This is a genomic window from Yoonia sp., assembly GCF_046292185.1.
Taxonomy (GTDB): domain Bacteria; phylum Pseudomonadota; class Alphaproteobacteria; order Rhodobacterales; family Rhodobacteraceae; genus Yoonia.
Window position 1 is genome coordinate 1 of record NZ_JBKBQY010000031.1, and the last position, 26,102, is coordinate 26,102.

At 59.6% G+C, this 26,102-nt stretch carries 24 protein-coding genes; 13 read left to right on the plus strand and 11 right to left on the minus strand.

The window, feature by feature from the left end:
* From hemW to rph, 3 genes are all read right to left on the minus strand, one after another.
* Window positions 1-1,142, minus strand: a 1,142-nt coding sequence (hemW, locus tag ACK4TM_RS07735) for a radical SAM family heme chaperone HemW (RefSeq protein WP_409699232.1), incomplete at its 3' end; no start/stop codon positions are given.
* Window positions 1,135-1,743: an RdgB/HAM1 family non-canonical purine NTP pyrophosphatase gene (gene rdgB / locus ACK4TM_RS07740; protein WP_409699235.1), complete on the minus strand. Its 609-nt coding sequence runs from the start codon at window positions 1,741-1,743 to the stop codon at window positions 1,135-1,137. The genes hemW and rdgB, both read right to left, overlap by 8 nt.
* Window positions 1,743-2,450: a ribonuclease PH gene (gene rph, locus ACK4TM_RS07745; protein ID WP_409699239.1), complete on the minus strand. Its 708-nt coding sequence runs from the start codon at window positions 2,448-2,450 to the stop codon at window positions 1,743-1,745. Before rph ends, rdgB begins: the two co-directional genes overlap by 1 nt.
* A gap of 145 nt (window positions 2,451-2,595) precedes the next feature.
* Here rph and hrcA point away from each other — a divergent pair, with 145 nt between their 5' ends.
* Both hrcA and ACK4TM_RS07755 read left to right on the plus strand, forming a co-directional pair.
* Window positions 2,596-3,630: a heat-inducible transcriptional repressor HrcA gene (gene hrcA, locus ACK4TM_RS07750; protein ID WP_409699325.1), complete on the plus strand. Its 1,035-nt coding sequence runs from the start codon at window positions 2,596-2,598 to the stop codon at window positions 3,628-3,630.
* Between the two features lie 11 nt (window positions 3,631-3,641).
* Complete coding sequence (locus ACK4TM_RS07755; RefSeq protein WP_409699242.1) at window positions 3,642-4,196, plus strand: nucleotide exchange factor GrpE; 555 nt, start codon at window positions 3,642-3,644, stop codon at window positions 4,194-4,196.
* Window positions 4,197-4,249: 53 nt separating this feature from the next.
* On the opposite strand, the gene mutS is transcribed toward ACK4TM_RS07755, so the two are convergent.
* Window positions 4,250-6,865 carry a DNA mismatch repair protein MutS gene (gene mutS, locus ACK4TM_RS07760; RefSeq protein WP_409699245.1) on the minus strand — a complete coding sequence of 872 codons (2,616 nt, stop codon included), beginning with the start codon at window positions 6,863-6,865 and terminating at the stop codon, window positions 4,250-4,252.
* A gap of 121 nt (window positions 6,866-6,986) precedes the next feature.
* On the opposite strand from mutS, the gene ACK4TM_RS07765 reads away from it, so the two are divergent.
* The 4 genes from ACK4TM_RS07765 to ACK4TM_RS07780 are packed head-to-tail and all read left to right on the plus strand — an operon-like array spanning window position 6,987 to window position 11,714.
* On the plus strand, window positions 6,987-9,242 hold the full coding sequence (locus tag ACK4TM_RS07765; protein ID WP_409699248.1) for an NADP-dependent malic enzyme: 2,256 nt from the start codon (window positions 6,987-6,989) through the stop codon (window positions 9,240-9,242).
* Window positions 9,242-10,108 carry a ribokinase gene (locus ACK4TM_RS07770; protein ID WP_409699251.1) on the plus strand — a complete coding sequence of 289 codons (867 nt, stop codon included), beginning with the start codon at window positions 9,242-9,244 and terminating at the stop codon, window positions 10,106-10,108. Before ACK4TM_RS07765 ends, ACK4TM_RS07770 begins: the two co-directional genes overlap by 1 nt.
* Before the next feature lie 8 nt (window positions 10,109-10,116).
* Window positions 10,117-11,016 carry a D-amino acid aminotransferase gene (locus ACK4TM_RS07775; protein WP_409699254.1) on the plus strand — a complete coding sequence of 300 codons (900 nt, stop codon included), beginning with the start codon at window positions 10,117-10,119 and terminating at the stop codon, window positions 11,014-11,016.
* Entirely contained in the window at window positions 11,013-11,714 is a 702-nt protein-coding gene (locus ACK4TM_RS07780) for an HAD family hydrolase (RefSeq protein ID WP_409699257.1), read from the plus strand. Before ACK4TM_RS07775 ends, ACK4TM_RS07780 begins: the two co-directional genes overlap by 4 nt.
* Here ACK4TM_RS07780 and ACK4TM_RS07785 read toward each other — a convergent pair.
* From ACK4TM_RS07785 to ACK4TM_RS07795, 3 genes are all read right to left on the minus strand, one after another.
* Window positions 11,711-11,998, minus strand: a complete 288-nt coding sequence (locus tag ACK4TM_RS07785) for an SCP2 sterol-binding domain-containing protein (RefSeq protein ID WP_409699260.1) — start codon at window positions 11,996-11,998, stop codon at window positions 11,711-11,713. The two genes, ACK4TM_RS07780 and ACK4TM_RS07785, sit on opposite strands and share 4 nt — an antisense overlap.
* Window positions 11,995-13,212, minus strand: coding sequence for an argininosuccinate synthase (locus ACK4TM_RS07790; RefSeq protein ID WP_409699263.1), 1,218 nt, complete (start codon window positions 13,210-13,212; stop codon window positions 11,995-11,997). The genes ACK4TM_RS07785 and ACK4TM_RS07790 overlap by 4 nt, the downstream gene beginning before the upstream one ends.
* 72 nt (window positions 13,213-13,284) lie before the next feature.
* Window positions 13,285-13,722: an NUDIX hydrolase gene (locus ACK4TM_RS07795; RefSeq protein WP_409699266.1), complete on the minus strand. Its 438-nt coding sequence runs from the start codon at window positions 13,720-13,722 to the stop codon at window positions 13,285-13,287.
* Between the two features lie 77 nt (window positions 13,723-13,799).
* Between ACK4TM_RS07795 and ACK4TM_RS07800 the strand changes: the two genes are divergently transcribed.
* The 7 genes from ACK4TM_RS07800 (at window position 13,800) to ACK4TM_RS07830 (ending at window position 22,026) form a co-directional block, all read left to right on the plus strand.
* Window positions 13,800-14,792 (plus strand): Hsp33 family molecular chaperone HslO, encoded by a 993-nt coding sequence (locus tag ACK4TM_RS07800; protein ID WP_409699269.1) that lies wholly within the window; start codon window positions 13,800-13,802, stop codon window positions 14,790-14,792.
* Window positions 14,785-15,369, plus strand: a complete 585-nt coding sequence (locus ACK4TM_RS07805) for a CoA pyrophosphatase (RefSeq protein ID WP_409699272.1) — start codon at window positions 14,785-14,787, stop codon at window positions 15,367-15,369. Before ACK4TM_RS07800 ends, ACK4TM_RS07805 begins: the two co-directional genes overlap by 8 nt.
* Window positions 15,366-16,508 carry a CCA tRNA nucleotidyltransferase gene (locus ACK4TM_RS07810; RefSeq protein WP_409699275.1) on the plus strand — a complete coding sequence of 381 codons (1,143 nt, stop codon included), beginning with the start codon at window positions 15,366-15,368 and terminating at the stop codon, window positions 16,506-16,508. Before ACK4TM_RS07805 ends, ACK4TM_RS07810 begins: the two co-directional genes overlap by 4 nt.
* A gap of 56 nt (window positions 16,509-16,564) precedes the next feature.
* Complete coding sequence (locus ACK4TM_RS07815; RefSeq protein WP_409699278.1) at window positions 16,565-18,400, plus strand: ABC transporter ATP-binding protein; 1,836 nt, start codon at window positions 16,565-16,567, stop codon at window positions 18,398-18,400.
* Entirely contained in the window at window positions 18,397-20,232 is a 1,836-nt protein-coding gene (locus tag ACK4TM_RS07820; protein ID WP_409699281.1) for an ABC transporter ATP-binding protein, read from the plus strand. Before ACK4TM_RS07815 ends, ACK4TM_RS07820 begins: the two co-directional genes overlap by 4 nt.
* Complete coding sequence (locus ACK4TM_RS07825) at window positions 20,233-21,435, plus strand: class I SAM-dependent RNA methyltransferase (RefSeq protein WP_409699284.1); 1,203 nt, start codon at window positions 20,233-20,235, stop codon at window positions 21,433-21,435. It begins immediately after the preceding gene.
* Between the two features lie 90 nt (window positions 21,436-21,525).
* Window positions 21,526-22,026: a murein L,D-transpeptidase family protein gene (locus ACK4TM_RS07830; protein WP_409699287.1), complete on the plus strand. Its 501-nt coding sequence runs from the start codon at window positions 21,526-21,528 to the stop codon at window positions 22,024-22,026.
* 29 nt (window positions 22,027-22,055) lie between these two features.
* On the opposite strand, the gene ACK4TM_RS07835 is transcribed toward ACK4TM_RS07830, so the two are convergent.
* From ACK4TM_RS07835 to ACK4TM_RS07850, 4 genes are all read right to left on the minus strand, one after another.
* On the minus strand, window positions 22,056-22,595 hold the full coding sequence (locus ACK4TM_RS07835; RefSeq protein ID WP_409699290.1) for a CAP domain-containing protein: 540 nt from the start codon (window positions 22,593-22,595) through the stop codon (window positions 22,056-22,058).
* 102 nt (window positions 22,596-22,697) lie between these two features.
* Window positions 22,698-23,855 (minus strand): serine/threonine protein kinase, encoded by a 1,158-nt coding sequence (locus tag ACK4TM_RS07840; RefSeq protein ID WP_409699293.1) that lies wholly within the window; start codon window positions 23,853-23,855, stop codon window positions 22,698-22,700.
* 270 nt (window positions 23,856-24,125) lie between these two features.
* A complete protein-coding gene (gene hemH / locus ACK4TM_RS07845; RefSeq protein ID WP_409699296.1) occupies window positions 24,126-25,214 on the minus strand; it encodes a ferrochelatase in 1,089 nt (362 codons plus the stop codon).
* A gap of 52 nt (window positions 25,215-25,266) precedes the next feature.
* The gene (locus ACK4TM_RS07850) at window positions 25,267-26,094 is read right to left on the minus strand and encodes a methyltransferase domain-containing protein (RefSeq protein ID WP_409699300.1); all 828 of its coding nucleotides are present in this window, start codon (window positions 26,092-26,094) and stop codon (window positions 25,267-25,269) included.
* Window positions 26,095-26,102 lie beyond the last annotated feature (8 nt).

The following is a 26,102-nucleotide window of genomic DNA, read 5'->3' on the forward strand; positions in this document are numbered from 1 at the left end:
TCCAGCAACGCCCGCAGCACGGCGTTCAGCACCGGCCTGCCGGACCGGCTGACACGAAGGCTGTCGGGCGTCATCTCGACCATGCCCATATCAGATAACTCTTTGATTTTATGTGATAAAACTTCCATATCTAATCGCTCGATCAAGACACCTTCCGAAAGCCGCATCCCCATCAGCAACCTCTCGGTTGCCTGTGCTGCGTCATCCAGCAGGCTCCGCACCTTATCGCCGTTGCCGGATTTTCGAACCTGCGCCAGCCAGGCCAATGGCGCCAGACCCGCCTCGGTCGCATAACGCTGACCGCCCAGCGTCAGCCGCCCGTGCGCCCCTGGTCCGATCCCTGCATAATCGCCGTAACGCCAGTAAATCTGGTTGTGCAGGCTTTCGTATCCTGCCTTGGCGTGGTTCGACACTTCATATCCGGTAAACCCTGCGGCCGCACAGATATCCTGTGTCAACGCATACATATCCGCCGCCAGATCATCGTCAGGCAACCCGCGGAGCTTTCCTGCCGCATAGCGGTCGCCAAAGGCAGTCCCGTCTTCGATCGTCAGTTGATAAAGCGACAGGTGATCGACCGCCAGCGCCAGCGCCTCGCGCAGCTCCGCGGCCCAGGCTGCCAGGCTCTGCCCTTGTCGTGCATAGATCAGATCGAAACTGACGCGGTCAAACACATCGCGTGCGATCTCAAATGCGCGCAGCGCCTCATTCCGTCCATGCAACCGCCCCAGCGCTTTCAAATCAGCATCATTCAGGGCCTGAATTCCCATCGATACCCGGTTCACGCCGGCATCGCGATAACCCGCAAAGCGGCCAGCCTCGACCGAGGTAGGGTTCGCTTCCAGGGTAATCTCGATATCATTCGCCATCGGCCAGGTTGCCCGCACGCGCGTCAGAACAGCGTCCACAAGACCGGGGTCCATCATGCTCGGCGTGCCGCCGCCAAAGAACACAGACCGCAGGATGCGCCCTTCGGTCTCTGCGCCTAAGCGGCTAACTTCACTTAGATATGCGTCTTGCCAGGCTTTCTGGTCGATCTGTGCCACGACATGTGAATTGAAATCGCAATAGGGGCATTTCGCCTGACAGAACGGCCAATGAATATAAAGCCCAAAGCCCCCGTATTCCCAGTCCTCAGCCAAAGCAGCCCGCAATCAGTTTGCGGAATGCATCCGCACGGTGGCTGATCCTGTTCTTTTCCCAACGATCCATCTGGCCAAAGGTCACGTCAAAGCCATCGGGCTGGAAAATTGGGTCGTAGCCATGCCCCTGATCGCCCCGCATCGGCCAGCTGATCTGTCCGGGCATCACCCCTTCAAACACTTCATCATGCCCGTCAGGCCAGGCCAGGACCAATGTGCAACGAAACTGCGCCAGCCGGGGAAAGGGGGCTGCAACAGCCTCCAGTTCGGCCCAGGTGCGTTCCATCGCCATCACAAAATTGCGTCCCTGCGGCGTTTCCGCCCAATCTGCCGTATAGACACCCGGTGCGCCGTTCAGCCCGTCAATCGTGATCCCGCTGTCATCGGCCAGCGCGGGCAAACCCACCGCTTGTGCTGCCGCATGCGCCTTGATCCGGGCGTTACCGACAAAGGTTGTCTCTGTTTCTTCCGGCTCTGGCAGCGCATGATCGGCATTGCTGCTGATCTTCACGCCAAACGGCGCCAGCAGATCGGTGATTTCCTGCAGTTTGCCATTGTTGTGTGTCGCCACCAACAGCCGATCGCCGGTAAATTTCCGCATCAGCTCACCGCGGCCAATTGTATCGCGGTTAGCTCTGCGACGCCTTTTTCGGCTAGTCCCAGCAATCCGTCCATTTGTGCACGGCTGAATGTCGATCCTTCGGCCGACATCTGCACCTCGACCAGCCGTCCGCCGGTCATTACAAAATTGCCGTCAACGCCGGCTTCGCTGTCTTCGGGGTAATCGAGATCCAGCACTTCCTGTCCGGCATAGATGCCGCAGGAAATCGCCGCCACCGGGTCCACCAGCGGATCGCTGATGATCACGCCTGCCTTGATCAGCTTTTGCACCGCCAGCTTCAGCGCCACCCAACCGCCTGTGATCGAGGCACAGCGCGTGCCGCCATCGGCCTGAATCACATCGCAATCAATCACGATCTGCCGCTCACCAAGGGCGACACGGTCCACTCCGGCACGCAATGACCGCCCAATCAGCCGCTGAATTTCTTGCGTCCGGCCCGACTGGCCATTCTTCGCCTCGCGGCGCATCCGTGTATTGGTCGCACGCGGCAACATGCCGTACTCTGCCGTGACCCATCCCAGCCCGGTATTCTTCAGGAATGGCGGTGCCTTGTCCTCGATCGTCGCGGTGCACAACACATGGGTATTGCCGCATTTGATCAGGCAGGACCCTTCGGCATGCATCGTGACATTGGTTTCAATCGTCACGTTGCGCATTTCGTTGATATGGCGGCCGGATGGACGCATGGGAATACTCCTGTTGCTTGCACAGCGGGCATAGTATGCCCACATCTGAAATCCAACCCCGATTGACGATGCTGCCGGTTTGGCCTTTACTGCCACCGCCCTGAAAGAGGACAATTTGCCGGATCACACGCCCAACATTGGCCAGATGAATGAACGCTCGCGCGAGGTTTTCCGGCGCGTCGTCGAAGGCTATCTTGAAAGCGGCGCGCCGGTGGGCTCGCGCAGCCTGACCCGGACCCTGTCCGAACAGGTCAGCGCCGCAACAATCCGCAACGTCATGCAGGATCTCGAATATCTGGGTCTTCTCGGCAGCCCCCATGTCAGCGCCGGGCGGGTGCCGACCCAATTGGGCCTGCGGATGTTTGTCGATGGCCTGCTTGAAATCGGCGATCTGGACGGCAAAGACCGGCAAACCATCGACCAGACCATGCAATCGACCGATACCGATGTCGCGACGATGCTGGATCAGGTCGGTCAGGCGCTGTCGGGTGTCACCCATGGTGCCAGCCTTGTGCTGACCCCCAAGCACGAAGCCGCGATCAAACATATCGAATTCGTCTCGCTTAACAAGGACCGCGCGCTGGTGGTGCTGGTCTTTGCTGACGGCCATGTGGAAAACCGGATCTTCACGCCGCCACCCGGCCAGACCCCGTCCTCGATGCGCGAAGCGGCGAATTTCCTCAACGCGATTGCCGAAGGCCATACCTTATCCGAACTTGGCGACGTTATCGCGCGCGAAATCAAGACCCGCAGACGCGAGATTGACAGTCTTGCGGCCGATCTGGTTCAAAGCGGGTTCGCTCTTTGGGAAAATAAAGGCGAGGCAACAGAACGACTGATCGTGCGCGGCCGTGGCAATCTGCTGACCGAGGCGGAGAATGACGGCGATCTTGACCGTATCCGTAGCCTGTTTGATGATCTGGAACGCAAGCGGGATATCGCCCAGTTTCTTGATCTGGCGCAGGATGGCGACGGCGTGCGGATATTTATCGGGTCTGAGAACAAATTGTTCTCTTTGACGGGTTCATCTCTGGTCGTTTCCCCTTATATGAACGCCGACCGCAAGATCATTGGCGCCGTGGGCGTCATTGGCCCGACCCGGCTGAACTATGGCCGTATCGTGCCGATCGTGAATTACACTGCACAGCTGGTGGGCAAAATGATTGCCGACCGCTCTTGAAGGAAAGACAAATGGCCGAAAAAGACGCCGCATTCCAAAGCCTTGATGAAATGGCCGCCGAAGGCGATGCCATGGACCTGAACGCCGAGGCGAGCTTGGAAGAACTTGACGCCCTGCGCGCAGAGCGGGACGAATACCGCGATAAATTCATGCGCGCGCTGGCGGATGCCGAAAACACCCGCAAACGGGCAGAGCGTGACAGGCGAGAGGCCGAAAACTACGGCAGCACCAAATTCGCCCGCGATATGCTGCCGATCTACGACAATCTGCGCCGCGCCCTGCAATCGGCGGACGAGTCCGAGCAGGAGGTGAACAAGGCCTTGCTAGAGGGTGTCGAATTGACGATGCGCGAATTGATTTCAGTGTTCAAAAGGCACGGCATTGATCCGATTGTTCCGCAAGTCGGCGACAAGTTCGACCCACAGCTGCATCAGGCGATGTTCGAGGCACCGCTGCCCGGTACAAAGGCTGGCGATATCATTCAGGTCGCCGCCGAAGGGTTCATGTTGCATGACCGTCTGCTGCGTCCTGCACAGGTCGGCGTGTCGTCCACACCGGCATCGTGATCGGGCAGGATGGATCAATACCCCATCCTGCCAATCCCGTAGGATGGGTGATTTCACCCATCTGCCACCATCCCCCGCAATTCGTAAATCAAGGCTAACGCCTCTTTCGGCGTCAATTCATCCGGCATCACGCCTTTCAACCGCGCCTCCACCTGTGATGTCTGTTGTTTCGCAGGCGGCGGCGCGGGGGCCGCAGCAAACAGTGGCAGATCATCCACGAACGCCTTGCGCCCACCTTCGCGTTCGCCTTTCTCCAGCGCCTCCAGCACTACCTTGGCGCGGTCCACCACGACCTGCGGCAACCCTGCCAGCCGTGCGACCTGCACACCGTAACTGCGGTCTGCGGTGCCGCGTTTCACCTCGTGCAGGAAAATGACGTCACCGTCCCATTCCTTTACTGTCACCGTCGCGTTTTCGACACCGTCCAGCTTGGCCGATAGTGCCGACATCTCGTGATAATGCGTGGCAAACAGCGCGCGGCATCGGTTCACATCATGCAGATGTTCCAGTGTCGCCCAGGCGATGGACAGCCCGTCATAGGTCGCCGTGCCGCGCCCGATCTCATCAAGGATCACCAGCGCCTTGTCATCCGCTTGATTGAGGATCGCTGCCGTTTCCACCATTTCCACCATGAACGTCGACCGCCCGCGTGCCAAATCGTCGGACGCACCGACACGGCTGAAGATCTGGCTGACGATCCCGATATGCGCCGCGGTGGCTGGCACAAATCCCCCCATCTGCGCCAGGATCGCCAGCAGCGCGTTTTGCCGCAGAAAGGTTGATTTACCCGCCATGTTCGGCCCGGTCAGCAACCAGACCGGTGCCTCTGTCAGCGCGCAATCATTGGCGACAAAGGGCGCGCCCTGCTTTTGCAGTGCCATTTCCACCACCGGATGCCGCCCGCCGGTGACGTCGAATGCACGACTGTCGTCCAGTTTCGGCCTGACCCAGTTTTCGGTGCGCGCCAGATGCGCCAGCGCCGTGGCCAGATCCACCTCGGCCAACGCCCGCGCCAAAGCCCCCAGCGGCCCGGCCTGCGCGAGAATGGCGTCGCGCAGGCGAGTAAAAAGCCGCTTTTCAATTTCCAGCGCATGGCCACCGGCGTTCAGAATGCGGGTTTCGATCTCGGATAGTTCCACCGTCGTGAAACGTACCTGATTGGCGGTGGTCTGCCGGTGGATAAAGGTTTCGTTCAGCGGTGCGGCAAGCATCTTTTCCGCATGGGTGGCAGTGGTCTCAATGAAATAGCCCAAAACATTGTTGTGCTTGATCTTCAGCGACGTGATCCCGGTCTGTGCAATGAAATCCGCCTGCATCCCGGCGATCACCGACCGGCCCTCATCGCGCAGCTTGCGCGCCTCATCAAGATCAGCATCATATCCTGCCGCGATGAACCCACCATCGCGTGCCAGCAGCGGTGGTTCAGCGATCAGCGCCGCATCTAGCCGGTCTAGTAAAGCGTCATGCCCGGCCAGATCCTGCGTCACCTCGGCCAGCATCATAGGCAGGTCTGGATGCACCGGCAGGCGCGCTGCCTGTGCAATCGTGTTGCGGATCGCCGCCATATCGCGCGGCCCGCCCCGATCCAGCGCCAGCCGCGACAGGGCGCGGTCCAGATCGTGGGTGCCGCGCAACGCATCGCGGATATCGTCACAGAGGTGCGTTTGTTCGACCATGAAGGCAACCGCATCCTGCCGCGCTGTAATCGCCGCAAGATCGCAGCTAGGCGATGCCAGCCGCCGTTCCAGCAGCCGCGCGCCACCTGCGGTGACTGTCCGGTCAATGCAGTGCAGCAGCGATCCTTGCCGCCCGCCCGCCATGGCGTGGGTCAATTCCAGCGACCGCCGCGTCGCCGCATCGATCTGCATGGCGGATTTCTGCGTTTCACGCACCGGCGGGCGCAACAAGGGCAGGTTTCCGCGCTGGGTAATCTCCAGATATTCTGCCACCGCGGACATTGCCGCGACCTCGGCCCGCTCAAAGTTTCCGAAAGCGTCAAGCGACCCGACCTTGAACAGCGCACAAAGCCGCTTTTCCCCTGCCGTGCTATCGAATGCCGCCGCACCCAGGCTTGTCAGCACCGCGCCGGACTCAGACACCAGCCCGGCCCAATTTGTCTGCGCGCTGTCCACGACGATCACCTCGCGCGGGGTTAGCCGTGCCAGTTCCGGCCCCAACTTTGATCCCGCGCAAGGCATCACATGAAACGCGCCGGTTGAGATATCGACCCAGGCCAGCGCGCCCTGATCGCGCACCACGTGGAACGCGGCGAGAAAGTTATGCCGCCGTGCATCCAGCAGCGAATCTTCGGTCAGGGTGCCTGGGGTGACAAGGCGCACCACCTCGCGCCGGACGACGGATTTGTGGCCACGCTTTTTTGCCTCGGCGGGGCTTTCCATCTGCTCGCAAACCGCAACGCGAAACCCCTTGCGGATCAGGGTCAAGAAATAGCCTTCAGCGGCGTGGTGCGGCACGCCGCACATCGGAATGTCGTCGTCACCATGTTTGCCGCGCTTGGTGAGGGCGATATCCAGCGCCTCGGCCGCGGCGATGGCGTCGTCAAAAAACATTTCGTAAAAGTCGCCCATGCGGTAAAAGAGCAAGGCATAGGGATGCTGGGCCTTCAGATCCAGATATTGGGCCATCATCGGTGTGGTTGTGGCAGACATAAAACCCCCGGGAACATCTGCCGCACCCTATCCAGCGGATGTTAGCGACGAAACCCCGAAATGTATCCGTTGCGACTGTTGGCGGGAACCCGTTATGAATGGCGGGCAAAGGGGGGACCACATGGCCAAGAACAAACTGACCCGCGAAGATGCGCTGCATTTCCACATGCAGCCCAGCCCGGGCAAATGGGAAATTCAGGCCACTGTGCCGATGACCACGCAGCGCGATCTGTCGCTGGCCTATTCCCCCGGCGTGGCGATCCCGTGCGAAGAAATCTACGCCGATCCCGCCACTGCCTATGATTACACCAATAAGGGCAACCTGGTCGCCGTGATCTCGAACGGGACGGCTGTGCTGGGGCTGGGGAACCTTGGCGCGCTGGCGTCCAAGCCGGTGATGGAGGGTAAATCTGTCCTGTTCAAACGCTTCGCCGACGTGAATTCCATCGATATCGAACTGGATACAGAAGACCCTGACGCCTTTTGCAACGCTGTCCGCCTGATGGGCCCGACCTTTGGTGGGATCAATCTGGAAGACATCAAAGCCCCCGAATGTTTCATCATCGAACAGCGGCTGAAGGAAGAAATGGACATTCCCGTCTTCCATGACGACCAGCATGGCACCGCCGTGATCTGCGCCGCCGGGCTGCTGAATGCGCTTCATCTGTCGGGCAAGAAGATCGCGGATGTAAAGATCGTGCTGAACGGTGCGGGCGCTGCCGGGATCGCGTGTCTGGAATTGCTGAAATCCATGGGTGCGCGGCACGACAACTGCATCATGGCCGACACCAAGGGCGTCATCTATCAGGGCCGCACCGAAGGCATGAACCAATGGAAATCCGCCCACGCTGTCGCAACCGATGCGCGGTCGCTGGCGGATGCGATGCAAAACGCCGATGTGTTTCTGGGCGTCAGCGCCAAAGGTGCGGTCACGCAGGATATGGTGGCCAGCATGGCGCCGAACCCGGTGATATTTGCCATGGCGAACCCCGATCCCGAAATTACCCCGGAAGAGGCCCACGCCGTCCGTGAAGATGCCATCGTCGCCACGGGCCGCAGCGACTACCCCAATCAGGTCAACAATGTGCTGGGCTTTCCCTATCTGTTCCGAGGTGCGCTGGATATCCATGCCCGCGCGATCAATGACGAGATGAAGATCGCCTGCGCCGAAGCATTGGCAGCCCTTGCGCGTGAAGATGTGCCGGACGAAGTCGCGATGGCCTATGGCAAGAAACTGTCCTTTGGACGTGATTACATCATCCCCACGCCATTCGATCCGCGCCTGATTCACCGCATCCCTACGGCGGTGGCACGTGCGGGCATGAAAACTAGCGTCGCGCGGCGGCCCATCGTCGACATGGATGCTTACGAGGCATCGTTGAAATCCCGGATGGACCCGACCGCATCAATCCTGCGCAGCCTCAACGCCCGCGCCCGCGCTGCGCAATCCACCGTCATCTTTGCCGAAGGCGATGACCCCCGCGTCCTGCGTGCTGCGGTGCTGTACCAGCGGGCGGGCATGGGAAAGGCGCTGGTCGTCGGCCGCGCGGATGACGTGCGCACCAAGCTGACCGCCGAAGGTCTGGCCGAGGCTGTGGAAGAGATCGAAGTCGTCAACGCCGCCAACACCACCTATCTGGAAATCTATAAGGCATTTCTTTATCAGCGTCTGCAGCGCAAGGGGTTCGACGCGCAGGACATCCATCGCCTTGCCGCGCGCGACCGGCATGTTTTTGCCGCACTGATGCTGGCGCATGGTCATGCCGATGGCATGGTCACAGGCGCGACCCGCAAATCCGCGCATGTGCTGGAACTGATCAATCACGTTTTCGACGCACAGCCCCATGACGGTGCGGTCGGTGTCACCGCCGTGCTACACAAGGGGCGGATCGTGCTGATCACCGATACATTAGTGCATGAATGGCCGGACGAGAATGATCTGGCAGATATCGCCGAACGCGGCGCATCCGTGGCGCGCGATCTGGGGCTTGACCCGCGGGTGGCCTTCCTGTCCTTTTCGACCTTTGGGTCGCCCGTGTCGGAACGTGCCGAAAAAATGCACAAGGCTCCCAAGGTGCTTGATGCCCGTGGCGTGGATTTTGAATATGAGGGCGAGATGACCGTCGATGTCGCACTGAACCTCAAGGCGCAGGAAAACTATCCGTTTTCGCGGCTGACCGGCCCTGCCAATGTGCTGGTCGTGCCGGCGCGCCATTCGGCGTCGATTTCGGTAAAACTGATGCAGGAAATGGCGGGTGCCACGGTGATCGGTCCGATCCTGTCGGGCGTGGGTAAACCGGTGCAGATCTGTTCGACCGTTTCCACCGTGAACGACATCCTGAACATGGCGGTCATCGCTGCCTGCGGGGTCGATTAATGGCGATCTGGAACCTTGGGTCGATCAATGCCGACATCGTCTATGCCGTGCCGCATATCCCGGCGCCCGGTGAAACGCTGGGCACGACGGGACGCGAGATGTTTTTGGGCGGGAAGGGAGCCAATATGTCGGTCGCCGCCGCCCGCGCTGCGGCACGGGTTAACCATATTGGGGCGGTAGGCAAAGACGGGTTGTGGACCGCACAACGCTTGCTCGAATACGGCGTCGATACTCGCAATATCGCTGTGTTAGACACGGAAACAGCGCAGGCAATCATCATGGTTGATCCGGCGGGCGAAAATGTGATCCTGCTGCATCCCGGTGCCAATGTCGAAATTCCGCAGACGGTCCTTCAGACCGCCATGGCAGAGGCGCAGACAGGCGACTGGCTGGTGATACAGAATGAAACCAACCTGCAACGCACCGCTGCGGCCATGGGCCGCAAGATGGGCCTGCGCGTCGCCTATGCCGCAGCCCCGTTCGATGCAGACCGGGTGATGGCCGTGCTGCCGCATCTGGATTTCCTGATCCTGAACGCGGTCGAGGCGGAACAATTGCACGCGGCCACAGGCAAGACCCCCGCTGATCTGGACATCGCGGATGTGATCGTGACGCTGGGTGCGGATGGTGCTGAATGGTATGGTCCTGAAGGAAAGCAGCATTTTGCGGCGATCAAGGTCGACCCCGTCGATACAACGGGGGCTGGCGACACTTTCACCGGCTATGTGCTGGCGGGGCTGGACCGGGGGATGCCGATGGCGCAGGCTATCGCTCAGGCCATGCGTGCAGGTGCGCTGATGGTCACCCGGCATGGCACCGCCGATGTGATCCCCGATCTGTCCGAAGTGCAGGCATTCAACCCCTGAGGTCCAACATGTCCGAAGTCACCACACACCAGGCCCAGGAAGATGCCCGCAACGAAGACATCCTGATCTATGTCGACGGCCGGATCGTGCCCAAAGCACAGGCCGTGGTCAGCGTCTATGACAGCGGTTTCATGCTGGGTGACGGCATCTGGGAAGGGCTGCGGCTGTATGACGGGAAATGGGCCTTTCTGGATGAACATATCGACCGGTTGTTCGAGGCGGCCAAAGCGATTGATCTGGATATCGGGATGGACCGGAAAGGTGTCATAGGCGCCTTATCCGAGACCCAGAAGGCCAATGGCATGACCACTGATGTCCATGCCCGCCTGATGGTGACGCGCGGGGTGAAAACGCGGCCGTTCCAGCACCCCAGCCTGTCGCGTCAGGGGCCGACATTCGTGATCATCATGGAACATTCCAAGCCCAAGATCCCGCGCCCGATCACGCTGGCCACCGTGCCGCATATGCGCGGCCTGCCGATGACGCAGGACCCCAAGCTGAACAGCCATTCCAAGCTGAATTGCATCCTTGCCTGCATCGCCGCGCAAAAGGCGGGTGCGGATGAGGCGTTGATGCTGGACGTGCATGGCTTTGTGAACACGACCAACGCCTGCAACTTCTTCATCGTGAAAAAGGGTGCGGTCTGGACCAGTACCGGCGATTATTGCATGAACGGGATCACCCGCCAAAAGGTCATCGACCTGTGCCGTGCCAATGGCATTCCGGTGTTTGAACGTAATTTCAGCCTTGTCGATACCTATAGCGCGGATGAGGCGTTTCTGACCGGCACGTTCGGCGCGCAAACGCCTGTCAGCATGATCGACGGGCGCGTCATCGGCACCGGCGATCTGGGGCCGGTCACCACCCGCCTGCGCGCGCTGTACAAAGATCTGGTCGCCGCATCATGAGGATCGCGATGTGGTCCGGCCCGCGGAACCTGTCCACCGCGATGATGTATGCCTTTGGCAACCGGGCGGATTTCGCTGTCTGGGATGAACCTTTTTATGCGCCCTATCTGTTGGCATCAGGCGCGGATCACCCGATGAAGGCCGAGATTATCGCGGCGCATGAGACTGATCCGCAGATCGTGGCGCAGCGTGTTCTGGGGCCTGTACCGGGGGACAAGCCGCATTTTTACATGAAACACATGCCGCATCAGATGGTGCCGGGCGTCCCGTTGGATTGGGCTAAACATTGCGTGAATGTCCATCTGATCCGGCATCCGGCGCGCGTGATCGCAAGCTATGGTGCCAAGACCACCCATATGGTGCTGGATGACATCGGTTTCTGGCAGCAGGCCGCGATTTATGACGCGCTGGGCGGTGTGGTGATCGACAGCGCCGATATCCGCGCCGACCCCGAAGGGATGCTGCGCAAACTCTGTGCTGCGATTGGTCTGGATTTCGACCCCGCGATGCTGCACTGGCCCGCCGGTCCAAGGGCCGAGGACGGGATCTGGGCAAGCCATTGGTATGGGGTCGTGCATCAAAGTACCGGCTTTGCCGGGGCAGAGGGCGATTTGCCGCTGTTGGAGGGCGAGGCGGCAGCGCTTTGCGAACAGGCGCTGCCGTTTTATGAAAAGCTGGCGGCGGTCAGGCTGACCTAACCTTTCAGCAATTCGCCCAGCTTCATCGCGATACGGGCGTCGCCGGAGACTTTCAGCTTGCCCGTCACCACGCCGGTCATTGGGTTCAGCTTGCCTTTGACCAGTTTCGCGAGGTTGTCCTGCGAAATCCTGATTGTGCAATCGGTGGGGCGGTCGGTGTTGGATGTCGTGTTGTTTTCCAACACGACGACACCATCCGCCCCGCAATCGAATTTCAAAGACCCCTGCAACGGCGCGTGATCGACGCCCCGTTGCAGCAGGGCTGTGATCTCGTCCAGCGTCATTTCAGACGCCGGGCGCGGGACGCAAGCAGCTTCAGCCGCAAGGCGTTCAACTGGATGAAGCCTTGCGCGTCTTTCTGATCATAGGCACCGGCGTCATCTTCAAAGGTCACATGCGCCTCGGAATAAAGCGAGCGGTCAGACCAGCGTGCAACCGTGGTGGCAGAGCCTTTGTAGAGTTTAACCCGCACGGTGCCGCAGACATGTTCCTGGCTTTTGTCGATCAGCGCCTGCATCATTTCGCGTTCGGGGCTGAACCAGAAACCGTTATAGATCAGCTCCGCATAGCGCGGCATGATGCTGTCTTTCAGATGGCCCGCGCCGCTGTCCAGCGTGATCTGTTCGATGCCGCGATGCGCCTCCAGCAGGATTGTGCCGCCGGGGGTTTCATAGATCCCGCGCGACTTCATGCCTACAAAGCGGTTTTCGACGAGATCGAGGCGTCCAACACCGTGCTTGCCGCCAAGTTCGTTCAACTTGGTCAGGATCGTGGCGGGGGACATGGCCTCGCCATTGATCGCTGTGGCATCACCGCGTTCAAAGGTGATTTCCACCATTTCGGGCGTATCGGGCGCGTCTTCCGGCGCGACCGTGCGCTGATAGACATATTCGGGCGCTTCCTGACCCGGGTCTTCCAGCACTTTGCCTTCGGAAGAGGTGTGCAAAAGATTGGCATCGACGCTGAACGGTGCCTCGCCGCGCTTGTCCTTGGCGACGGGGATCTGGTTTTTCTCTGCGAATTCCAGAAGCTTGGTGCGGCTGGTCAGGTCCCATTCACGCCAAGGGGCGATCACCTTGATGTCGGGGTTCAGCGCATAGGCGGCGAGTTCAAAACGGACCTGATCGTTGCCCTTGCCAGTGGCACCATGTGCGACAGCATCGGCGCCTTCCAACGCAGCGATTTCCACCAGACGTTTGGAAATCAGTGGGCGTGCGATGGATGTGCCGAGCAGATAGAGCCCTTCATAAAGCGCATTGGCACGGAACATCGGGAACACGAAATCGCGCACGAATTCCTCACGCAGGTCTTCGATATAGATGGATTTGGCACCCATCATTTCGGCCTTGGCGCGGGCTGGTTCCAGTTCTTCGCCCTGTCCCAGATCGGCGGTGAAGGTCACCACCTCGCAGCCATATTCGGTCTGCAGCCATTTCAGGATTATGGAGGTATCAAGGCCACCGGAATAGGCCAGAACAACTTTTTTCGGAGCGGTCATGAAAGCAGCCTTTGCGTCAATATGTCTGGGGTCTGGCGTTATCGGGTTTTGCGGGCAGGGGCAAGGATCAGGCTAGCTGAACAGTCCCGCGACAAATGCCGCATCCCCGTCATTATAAAGTTCCAGCAGCGCATCCGAAGGTGACATCCAAATTGCCATATGGCCGGGTTCGGTCGGGGCGCCATGGGGCCGGACCGGTTGGGCCAGATAGATATGGCACAGCTTTTCCGCCCAAAGGTCGTATTCCGGCATGAAGGAAAACCGCCGGAATGTGCCGAGTTTGCGGGGGTGGGCGATGCGCCAGCCGGTTTCTTCGAACACTTCACGGTGCAGTGCGCGCAGGGGACTTTCGCCGTGGTCGATGCCGCCGCCGGGCAATTGCACCTGAAAATGCGGATCGCCTTGCCAAGTCAGCAGCAGCTTGCCACTGCGGGGCAGGATCGCATAGGCGCCGGGGCGTGATTTATACTTTTGCCCGGCTTTTGGGACCGTGCCATACCGTCTGATCATAGCTTTGCCTCTTGGACGCCGGGTTGCCGCGCCTATATAGGCGCGGTATGCCAATTCCTGACAATTAAGGAAAGCCCATGAGCCTCAGCGCCAAAATCGCTTGGGACGATACCGTCCTGCCGTTTCAACTTGATGCCTCCGACATCCGTGGCCGGGTGGCGCGCCTTGACGGCGTGCTGGAACAGGTGTTGCGCCAGCATGATTATCCGCCAGTGATCGAGGCTTTGGTGGCCGAGATGGCGCTGCTGACCGCGCTGATCGGGCAATCGATGAAACTGCGCTGGAAATTGTCGTTGCAGGTGCGTGGCTCGGGTGCGGCGCGGTTGATCGCGACGGATTATTACGGCCCGACGGATGATGGTGAACCTGCGCGCATCCGTGCCTATGCATCCTATGATGCGGACAGGCTGGATCACGATGCGGAACCGTTCAGCCATGTCGGCAACGGATACTTCGCGATCCTGATTGATCAGGGCGAGGGGACAACACCCTATCAGGGGATCACGCCCTTGGCCGGCGGGTCACTGTCAGCCTGTGCGCAGACCTATTTTGCGCAATCCGAACAGCTGCCGACCCGTTTCGCCCTGGCCTTTGGCCAGTCGCAAACCCCAGGTGAGGCCGCGCATTGGCGCGCCGGTGGTGTGATGTTGCAGCATATGCCCAAGGCGTCGCCCTTTGCCTCTGGTGAAGGCGGGTCAGGTGACGAAGGGCTGCTGGAAGCCACTGATCTGTTGAATGAGGATGAGGGCGAAAACTGGACCCGGGCCAATCTGCTGCTGGATACAGTGGATGATCTGGAACTGATCGGCCCTTCGGTCACGCCGACTGATCTGTTGGTCCGTCTGTTCCACGAAGAAGGCCCGCGTGTGTTTGACGCACAGCCGGTGACCTTTGGTTGCACCTGTTCGGCTGATCGCGTGAGGCAAAGCCTGTCGATCTATTCGGCCAAAGACATCGCCACGATGACAACGGATGAAGGCACGGTGACCGCCGATTGTCAGTTCTGCGGCGCGCATTATGTCTTCGCGCCGGAAACGCTGGGGTTTGAAGCCAAGGATGGTAGTGCCTGAACTGCACCAACGCCTGATGGATGCGCTGTCCCGACCGGGCCGCGCATCCAGTGATTTCGACCTCAATCAAGATATCGCGCTACCGCAGGGGCCATTGACCCCGGCAGCGGTGCTGTTTGTGCTGCGCGAGGATCGTGAAACCGTGATCCTGACGAAACGCTCCGCGCGATTGAAACATCATCCCGGCCAGATCGCCTTTGCCGGGGGCAAGCAGGACCCGATTGATGCCACACTGACGGATGCCGCTTTGCGCGAAGCCCAGGAAGAGATCGGGCTGCCACCCGCCTTGGTCGATGTGTTGGGTGTCCTGCCGCCGCATCAGACAGTGACCGGCTACCAGATTACCCCGGTTTTGGCGTTGCTACGCGAAGGGTTTCATCCGGTGCCAGAGGCAGGCGAGGTCAGCGAAGTGTTCGAGGTCCCTTTCGCGCATCTGGTGGACACGGATAATTACCGGATCGAAGGGCGGCGCTGGCAGGGCCGCAAGCGGCTGTATTACACGGCGCCTTATGGTCCCTATTACATCTGGGGTGCAACTGCGCGAATCCTGCGTGCCTTTGCGGAGCGCGTGACATGACACATGTGAAGGGGGACTGGCTGACAGATCCGGGGGCACAGCAAGTCTGTGCCGTCTTGAAGGATGCCGGATATCAGGCATGGTTTGTTGGTGGTTGTGTGCGCAATGATTTGCTGGGCGCGCCAGTCAGTGATCTGGATATGACCACCGATGCCTCGCCCGATGTGGTGATGCAGCTGGCGCGCGCGGCCGGGCTGAGGGTGATCCCCACCGGGATCGATCATGGCACGGTGACGGTGGTTGTGGCCGGCACGCCGTTCGAAGTGACCACCTTTCGTCGCGATGTCGCCACCGATGGCAGACGTGCGGTTGTCGCCTTTGCCGATAACATGGTCGACGATGCCCGCAGGCGCGATTTCACGATGAATGCGCTTTATGCGGGGGCGGATGGGGGTGTCGTTGATCCGTTGGGCGGATTGCCGGACTTGTTCGCGCGCCGCGTGCGGTTTATCGAAGATGCCGACCGCCGGATCAAGGAAGATTACCTGCGCATCCTGCGGTTTTTCCGGTTTCATGCCTTTTATGGCGGTGATGGGATCGATCCCGATGGGCTGGCCGCCTGTGCCGCCAATATTGACGGTTTGCAGAGCTTGTCGCGCGAACGGGTGACGGCGGAGATGCTGAAACTGCTGTCTGCCCCGAACCCCGCGCCCGCGCTGGGGGCGATGGCGGCGACAGGGGCCTTGGCGCAGATATTGCCGGGAGCGGATGCCGCACCTTTGGCTGTGCTGGTGCATATTGAGGAGGCGGCAGGGCTGACATTATCGCCGATCCGTCGCCTTGGTGTTCTGGGCGGTGATCCGGTCACTGATCTGCGGCTGTCAAAGCTGCAGGTACTGGCGCTGAAGCAGATGACATCTGACCTGTCGCTTGATGCGCTGGCTTACCATGCGGGGGCGGATGCAGCGATCAACAAGGCTGCGATCACGGCTGCGAGTCTGGGGATGGGATTAGCGGCCGACACAGTCCGCAGGGCAGAATTTGCCGCAAGCCAACGGTTTCCGTTGCAAGCCGCTGATCTGATGCCTGATTTACAGGGGCCAGCCTTGGGGCGCGCGCTGAAAATGGCAGAGGATCGCTGGATCTCATCCGGTTTTGCGCTGACCAAAGCCGCTTTGCTGCATGGGTTGCGCGGATAGTTTTCCTTTGACCGGAAAGGTTGTATCAGGGCCGCCTATCCGATGAAGGCAATCTCATGTTCCGGTTCTTTGAAAACCTCGTTGATCCCTATACGACCTATTCCGAGAACGACACGCCGCCCAAGCGGCTCTATGCGTTTCTGCGCGTCTATGCAGAGCCGTTCATGGGCGTTTTCTGGGTCACCGGCGCGCTGTCGATCATCGTTGCAGGCGTTGAAATCTGGCTGATCGCCTACCTGGGCCGTCTGATTGATATCCTGTCCGGCGGTACCCCGGCGGAGGTCTGGGCACGGAGCGGCACGGAACTGATCCTTGTCGCGCTGTTCATCCTGACACTGCGCCCTGCGGTTCATATCGTGCAGGTGATGCTGCTGAATAACACGATCCTGCCAAACTTTGGCACTTTGGTGCGTTGGCGCGCGCATCGGCATGTGTTGCGCCAATCGGTGGGGTGGTTCGAGGATGATTTCGCCGGACGGATCGCCAACCGGATCATGCAGACCCCACCTGCGGCGGGTGAGGTGGTGTTTCAACTCTTCGATGCGATTACCTTTGCTATCGCCTATATTATCGGTGCGATCATTCTGCTCGGCGATGCCGATATGCGGCTGATCCTGCCGCTGCTGGTCTGGCTGATCCCCTATCTGTTCCTGCTGCGCTGGGTCGTGCGCCGGATCGGTCCCGCGTCAGAGGCATCGTCCAATGCGCGCAGCGTGGTGACGGGCCGTGTCGTGGATAGCTATACCAATATCCATTCGGTCAAAATGTTCGCCCACCATGACAGTGAGATCAACTACGCCAAAGACGCGATTGAGGAAGCCCGACGCACCTTCCAGCGTGAAATGCGGCTTTATACGCTGATGGATGTGGTGCTGATGCTGCTGAACGGTGTGCTGATCGTGGGCGTTGTCGGCTGGTCGATCTGGCTGTGGGGAATGGGTACGGCCACTATCGGTGTGGTGGCGGTGGCCACATCGCTGACCTTGCGGTTGAACGCGATGTCAGGCTGGATCATGTGGGCGATCAGCAACTTTTTCCGTGAACTGGGTGTTGTCTCCGAAGGCATGCAGACGATTGCCCAGCCGATCAGGCTGCTGGACCAGACCCGCAATGAACTGCAGGTCACGGGTGGGGCCGTGACGATCAGCAATCTGTCACATCATTATGGCCGCGAGGCGGGCGGGCTGGATCAGATCAATCTGACGATTGCGCCGGGTGAAAAGGTGGGGCTTGTCGGCCAGTCTGGTGCAGGGAAATCGACGCTGGTGAAGCTGTTGTTGCGGTTCTACGACGCCGAACAGGGTGTGATCGCGATTGACGGGCAGGACATTTCCCAAGTGACGCAGGACAGTCTGCGCCGTGCGATCGGCATGGTGCAGCAGGATTCATCCTTGCTGCATCGATCGGTGCGGGAAAATATCCTCTATGGCAATCCCGAGGCGGATGAAGCGCAGATGATCGCCGCTGCGAAACAGGCCGAGGCGCATGCCTTCATCCTTGATCTGGAAGACAGCGAGGGGAACAAAGGCTATGACGCCCGCGTTGGCGAGCGTGGTGTGAAACTGTCCGGTGGCCAGCGGCAGCGGATCGCCTTGGCGCGTGTCATGCTGAAGGACGCGCCCATCCTTTTGCTGGACGAAGCGACCAGCGCACTAGATAGCGAGGTAGAGGCCGCCATTCAGCAAACGCTATACGGCATGATGGCCGGCAAGACGGTGGTGGCGATTGCGGACCGGCTTTCGACAATCGCACAGATGGATAGGATCATCGTCATGGAACATGGCCGCATTATCGAGGACGGGCCGCATGATGAACTGCTGGCGCAAGGCGGCCAGTACGCGCGGTTCTGGTCGCGCCAGTCAGGCGGGTTTCTGGGGCAGGATGCATCATGATCAAACCTGAACGCTGGATTGACCCGTTTCGACGCGCCGAAGGGCCACCGCCGCAAACATTGATGGCCTTCCTGAACTGGTGCCTGAGCGGGGCCAGACCGATGATCGGCGCCGGTGCTTTCGTTTCGGCGCTTGCCGGCACGTTGGAGGTTGCGACGGCCCTGATGCTGGGTTGGGTGATTGATGCGGCCATCGCCAGCAATGCGGAGGCATATTTCAGCACTAACCTATGGCTCTTGCTCGGGGTCGGTGCGTTTTTCGTGATCCTGCGACCCATCATTCTGGGCCTGTCGGGGATGTTTCAGGGAGTCGTGCTTGGCCCGGCGCTGAACAATCTGGTGCTGTCGCGCCTGCACCGGCATTCGCTGGGGCAATCTGTCACCTTCTTTGACAACGATTTTGCCGGGCGGATTTCGCAAAAGCAGATGCAGGGCGCACGGGCGACGACGGATTTCGTGGTCGATATGATCCAGACCGTCGCCTATGCGCTGGCGTCCTTGGTCGGGTCTGTCGTGTTGCTGCTGACGATTGATTACCGCACGGCGGGGGTGCTGGCATTGTGGGTGCTGGCGTATGCCGTGTTGATCAGCTTTTACATGCCGCGGATCCGCACAAGATCGCAGGCACGCGCGGCGAAACGGGCCATGGTGACGGGGCAGGTTGTCGATACGATCACCAATATCAAAACCGTCAAACTGTTCGCCCATGACGCGCATGAAGACCGCGCCGCGACGGATGCGATGGAAACCTATTGGGGCTCTGCCGTGCATTTCGGCTGGCTGTCCACATCGTTCCGGTTCTGGCTCATGGCGCTGGGCGGGCTATTGCCGGTGCTGCTGGTCGGCACGACGCTGTATTTCTGGTCGGTGGGTGCTGCGACCCCGGGTGATATCGCGGCTGCCGGGGCGATTTCGCTGCGGCTGGCGCAAATGACCGGCTGGGTCAGCTTCACGCTGATGGGCATTTATGCAAATGTCGGCGAGATCGAGGATGCGATGCAAACCCTGTCGCCTGCGCATCAGTTGACCGATGCGCCGGATGCCGAGATATTGCAGGCTGATCAGGGTGCAATTGATCTGCGCGATGTGACGTTCAGCTATGGCGGCGGGCCGGGCGGCCTTGAGAACGTCAGCCTGTCCATCGCGCCGGGCGAAAAACTGGGGATTGTCGGGGCCTCTGGCGCGGGAAAATCTACATTGGTGGCCTTGCTTTTGCGGCTGTATGATACGGAACAGGGGCAGGTCCTGATCGATGGCCATGATATTCGCGACGTGACGCAGGAAAGCCTGCGCCGCCAGATTGCCATGGTCACGCAGGAAACGGCGATGTTCAACCGTTCTGCCCGCGACAATATCCGCTATGGCAAACATGACGCGACGCAGGCTGAGGTGGAGGCCGCCGCCGTGAAGGCCGAGGCGCATGAGTTCATCCAGTCGCTGCGCGATCACAAGGGGCGCAAAGGCTATGACGCGCATCTGGGCGAACGTGGCGTGAAACTGTCCGGCGGGCAGCGCCAGCGCATCGCCATCGCCCGCGCGATCCTGAAGGATGCGCCGATCCTTGTGCTGGACGAGGCGACGAGCGCGCTTGATTCCGAGGTCGAAGCGGCGATTCAAGATTCACTTGATGCGATCATGGACGGCAAGACCGTCATCGCCATCGCGCATCGCCTGTCCACACTGGCGGTGATGGACCGGATCGTCGTGCTTGACGGCGGGCGCATTGTGGAACAAGGCACCCATGCCGAACTGCTGGCGAAGGACGGGCTTTATGCCCGCTATTGGAACCGGCAGTCGGGTGGATTCATCAATGTGCAGGATGCTGCGGAATAAATGCTGACAATCGAAAGCCTGACACATCTGGGCCTTGGTCGTGCCTCTGACGGGCGGTCTTTGATCCCCCGCGTGCTGCCGGGAGAGGAAATTGACGTAGCCCAAGACGGAACCGTGCGGATCGTGACGCCATCGGTGGACCGCGTGGCACCGCCCTGCCGACATTTCAAAACCTGCGGCGGTTGCGCCATGCAACATGCCAGCGATGATTTCGTCGCCGCGTGGAAACATGACATTGTGCAGCGCGCCTTGCAGGCGCATGGGCTGACGCCGGAGTTTCGCCCGATTGCCACATCGCCTGCGCAATCGCGCAGGCGTGCGAAATTTGCGGGACGGCGCACCAAAAAGGGCGCACTTGTCGGATTTCATGGCAAGGCATCGCATACGTTGATCGATGTGCCCGATTGCCAATTGGTGACACCGGCCCTGCTGGCCAGTTTTCCGGCATTGCAGGAACTGACCGTGCTGGCCGCGTCCCGCAAGGGCGAGGTTGATCTGACGGTCACCGAAACCGCCCATGGCCCCGATGTGCTGGTTGGCACGGATAAGGACCTGACCCCCGATTTACGCGTCACCTTGGCGGGTTTGGCCAATGCACATGGGCTGGCGAGGCTGGTGTGGAACGATGAACCGGTTGTGACCATCAATCCGCCAAATCAGGATTTCGGTGGCACAAACGTCGCGCCGCCACCCGGCGCATTCCTGCAAGCCACCAAAGCGGGCGAAGCGGGACTGCTGACGGCGGTGGATGAGATCACAGCCGGGGCAGGGCGTATCATCGACCTTTTCGCGGGCTGCGGCACCTTTACGCTGCCACTGGCGCAACGGGCCGAGGTTCATGCCGTCGAATCAGATGCCGCCATGCTGCAGGCGCTGGACCGTGGCTGGCGCAGTGGACACAACCTGCGCCGCGTCACGACCGAAGCGCGCGATCTGTTCCGCCGCTCGCTGGAGCCTGACGAGCTTGCCAGCTTCGACGCCGCCGTGATCGACCCGCCCCGCGCCGGGGCAGAGGCACAGATCGACGCGCTTGCCCGGTCCGACATTCGCACAATCGCCATGGTGTCCTGCAATCCCGTGACCTTTGCCCGCGACGCAAAGGTTCTGATTGCAGCCGGATTCACCATGCCCTGGGTGAAGGTCGTGGATCAGTTCCGCTGGTCGCCCCATGTTGAAATCGTGTCACCGTTCACACGAAAATGACCCCTGCGACAGAATTTCTACTAGGCTGAACGGAATCTTCATTCTATTGCTAGACAAAAGCGGCGAAGACCGCGTTTATTGGGCAGAGATATGATTACACGACGTTCCATGATGATCGGCGCAGCGGTAGGTATTGCCGGATGTTCCAGATCAACCGCACCAGAAATTCCCCGTTATTTCGGACCAGAGGTCACACGCATCCAGGTGTTCAAGCAACACCGTACGATGCAATTGCTGCATAACGACACGCTTTTGCGGCATTACAAGGTTGATCTTGGCTTCAACCCCTCCGAACACAAGCTGCAGGAAGGCGACGGTCGCACGCCAGAGGGTGCTTACCGAATCGACCGGCAGAACCCCAACAGCCGCTTTCATCTGTCTGTCGGGATATCCTATCCGAACGTGGACGACGTGGCGCGCGCCCGCGCGATGGGCGTGAAACCGGGCGGTGACATCTTTATCCACGGCACGCCCGATCAATGGGCCGGTGTGCCCGACTGGACATGGGGCTGTATTGCGGTGACCAATACAGAGATGGAAGAAGTCTATTCCATGGTCGGTCTGGGCACAAAAATCTTTATCTATGCCTGATCAGGATAGACGGTCCTGACCCGGTCGGGTCAGGAAAAACCGCCGCCAAAGCTTGGCGCTGTGCCCATGTTGAGGGTCCACCACAATTTTCCGGCTGGTTCCTGATGCCAGGCAAAGCCCATCAGCCGTGCATCGGGGTCCATGATCACGCTGCGCGTGCGATCCTCATTCATCCAGGCGGTCAGTGTGGCCAGTTCGGATTCGTAGGATTCCGATATTGTTTCGCCGAGAAAACGACCGGTAAAACCGGCGCGCTGGGCGCGCAGGACCGGGCTGGACCCGTCAGCACCGAACAACCAAGGCCGGTTTTGCACCGACATGTCGCGCGCATGGGTCGCCGCCGCTGCTGTTAGCTGCGGATCAAGTGCTACGGGCGCGACTCTGGCAGCCTGACGCAAGGAATTTACACTGTCCAACATGCGAAAGGCGACTGCGGCCTCTTCGCCGGGGCCGATGATATAGGCTGTTGCCACGGGCAGGCCATCAGGCCCAAGCGGGCGAGTTGGCGCGGCGGCACAGGCTGTTACACCGGTTGCGACCAGCCCGAGGATCAGTGCGCGTCTGTACATGCGAATACCCTTTATTGCGGTTCCGCATTCTTTAGCGGCAATATCATCCGACTACAAACACACATCGACGTTATTGCGTAGGGAATTCTACCAAGCGACGCATTATTGTCCGGCACTGAACAGGCGATGCCGCAATCGGGCAACAATTCCGAAACGACGGGTCTGCGGCCCGGATCGGTAAAGCGGGGCGTTCACCGGTGGTTCGGCATCCTTGCGCGGCGGCGCAACCCTTGGGGGTTTCACCACACGAGGTTCGGAATTCAGTACGTAATCATTCGTTTCATTAACCAGCCGCGTCAGCGTCTGCCCGAGTTCCTTTGACAGGGGCGCCGGGCGTGCCGTTTTGATTTCACGCAGGGGTGCTATCATGTCAGCCCATTCGCGTGCCGATTGAATCCTTTCCCGAGGCAGCACATTCATGGCCTTGTCGATGGCGGCCAGAAAGCCCGGCGTGTAGGCATCGAACCTGCCGGACAGCGGCACACATGGGTCTGGATTCTTGCTCGCAAATTCGGCCATACGGGTTTGGCTGTTGGGCGGGGCCTGTCCGCTGATCAGATGATAGAACGTCGCCGCCAACGCATATAAATCGCTGGATGGCGATTGCTTCCCACCGACGAAATAGAACTCTTGCGGCGAATATCCGTCCTTGACGACCAAGACCGTAGATATCATCCGGCTTTCGCGGCTTGCTTCTTCGCGCGCGGCCCCAAAATCGATCAGCACGGGGCTGCCCCATTTATCCAGCAGAATATTGTCGGGCGAGATATCACGATGGAGCAGGTCCCTTTGATGCACCAGATCGACCGCATCCAGCAATTTGATCAGCACCTCCCTGACCTGATCCGGCGTCAGCTGTTCGTGCCTGTTGTTGATCACATGCAACAGATCGCGGCCATCGATAAGGTCCAGCACCATATAGGCCGTGTCGTTGTCTTCGAATATCCGGTGGACGCCGACAATATTGGGATGACGCATCTTGGCGATGCTACGTGCCTCGCGGATGAACATATCCACAATGGCGCGATGCTTAGACAGATAGGTATGGGACCGGGGCAGGACCCGTTTGCCTTCGCGCCGGCAGAATACCTGCGGAAAGCATTCCTTGATCACGACCTTGCGTTCCAGATAATTATCCCGCGCAAGATAGGTGATGCCAAACCCGCCACTGCTCAGCGGACGCAGGATCGTGAACTGATCCTGTAACAGCACTGTTCCCTTGGCCAGTGCCTCGGTCTCTCTGGCAGAGTCCGCATCCAAGATGGAAGGCTTTGCAGCAATCATCAATCACCAAATATACGCACCAACACGATGCGCTCCTTACACAAACTCACGAAAATTAATCTTTTGAAATATATATGTAATCTATGCGTTTCGCGGGCTTTCGCCCAGTCCGTCCAAGACGCGCTCAATAATTGTTACAAATAATTGACGATTCGAGCAATAACCTATCTCTGCGGCAAATGGCAGCGCGCAGTAAGCGATGTCACTGTTCAGCAGACGCAACGCCCGCCGAACATGAACTGAATCTTACTTCAGCCAACCCTGCAGGTTCTTGTCAATCACCCCACATAGCGCGTCGATATGCGCAGCGTCATCGTTGAGGCAGGGAATATATGTGAAATGTTCGCCACCGGCCTCCTCAAAGCTTTCCTTGATCTCTTCGTTGATCTCTTCCAGCGTTTCGATGCAATCGGCGGAAAAGGCGGGCGCGCAGACTGCGATGTTCCTGATGCCATCTTCCTCGGCCAGGCGTGCGACCTCTTTCACGGTATAGGGTTTCAGCCATTCCTCTGGCCCGAAACGCGACTGGAAGGTGGTTTTGATCTGGGTATTGTCCCAGCCAAGCCTTTCTTTCAGCAGCCGCGTGGTTTTCTGGCACTGGCAATGGTAAGGATCGCCTTCGCGCAGATAGCGTTCGGGCACACCGTGGTAAGAACAGATCAGCATTTCCGGCTTGGTTTCAGCAGCGGCATAGGCTTTTTCAATCGACTGCGCCAATGCCTCTATATAGGCGGGTTCGGCGAAATAGGGTTCGACGATCCGCGCGATTGGTTGCCATTTTTCGTCCATCAAGGCGCGAAAGAACTGGTCATTGGCGGTCGCCGATGTGGCGCCTGCGTAATGCGGGTAAAGCGGGAAGAACAGGATCTTGGTACATCCGGCCTCGACCATTTCGCGGACCTTGGATTTGGTCGATGGATTGCCGTAGCGCATGCAGAAATCAATCCGCACGTCGTCGCCGTAGCGGTCCACCATCTGTTTCCTGATGGCATCCGTCTGCGCCTTGGTGATCGTCATAAGCGGGCTTTCGTTCGCCTCTTCGTTCCAGATGGATTTATAGGCGGCACTGGATGAAAACGGTCGCTTTGTCAGGATCACCAGTTGCAGCAGCGGCTGCCAGAGCCAGGCTGAATAGTCGATCACCCGTTTATCGGACAGAAACTCGTTCAGATAGCGGCGCATCGACCAGTAATCTGTCGCGTCAGGCGTTCCAAGGTTGGCCACAAGGATACCGACACGTGCCGGCTTGATCGCGGGATGATCCGGCGCTGCATGCGCAGGGCATGTCGCAGGGCGTTCCGTCTTGTCGGATGTCTGTGCGTCGAACATGGTCATGAGCTTTCTGCTATCGTCAATCTAGCGGCAGTTAAATAGTTTACGTGATAAATCAATCTTTGGACCTCTCAAGCGGCAATTCTTTCGCGCCAAGCGCGTCCGCAAGCCTGCTTTTTGCGCTGCCGGGGCGCAGGGGCTGCGGTTGGTTGTCCGCCGGGGCCCAGCCCGTCAGGGTGATCATTTCAAATGTGGCATCGACGCGGCCCGCCGCATTGCGAAAATGCTGTGCATAGATGCTGGAGGCTTGGGTCAATACCTGCCGCCGTGTCAGATGCCGGATGCGTTGGGTCAGCGCGTTGGTTTCGCCCATCTTGCGCAGATCATGCATCAGGTGGAACATATTGGCATAGCTGACATTCAGCTTGTTGCCATCCGCCACCGGCAGGGCCAGCCCGGCCCGTTGCAGCAAAGCGCCCAAATCGCGGATTTCGCCCATCGGCGCGACGCGCGGCGAAAGGCCACCGGTGATCTGCGCTTCAGCCTCTGCCAAGGCGCTGCGCAATTCGTGCAAGGTTTGTCCGCCAAGACAAAAGGCCAGCAACAAGCCGTCGGGCCGGAGCGCGTGGCGGCATTGCACCAGTTGCCCGACCGGATCATTCGCCCAATGCAGCCCCATAATATGCAGCACCAAATCATGCGCGCCGGGTTGCAGTGCCAGCGTATCGTCGTCAGCCACAATCGTGGCATCGGGAAAATGCGCGCGCCAGTAATCGGAAAAACCGGTGACAATCGCGGGGGCGGTAAAGGTTCTGTTAACCTCTGTCAGTCTTTCATGCAGTTCGTCGGCGATCGCATCGTGCAGGAACAAATGGTCCGGCAAGGCGCGGGCGCGGTGGCGCTGCAACGCGCTGCGGTCAACTAATACGGGCGGCGTGGTCATTTAGTTCA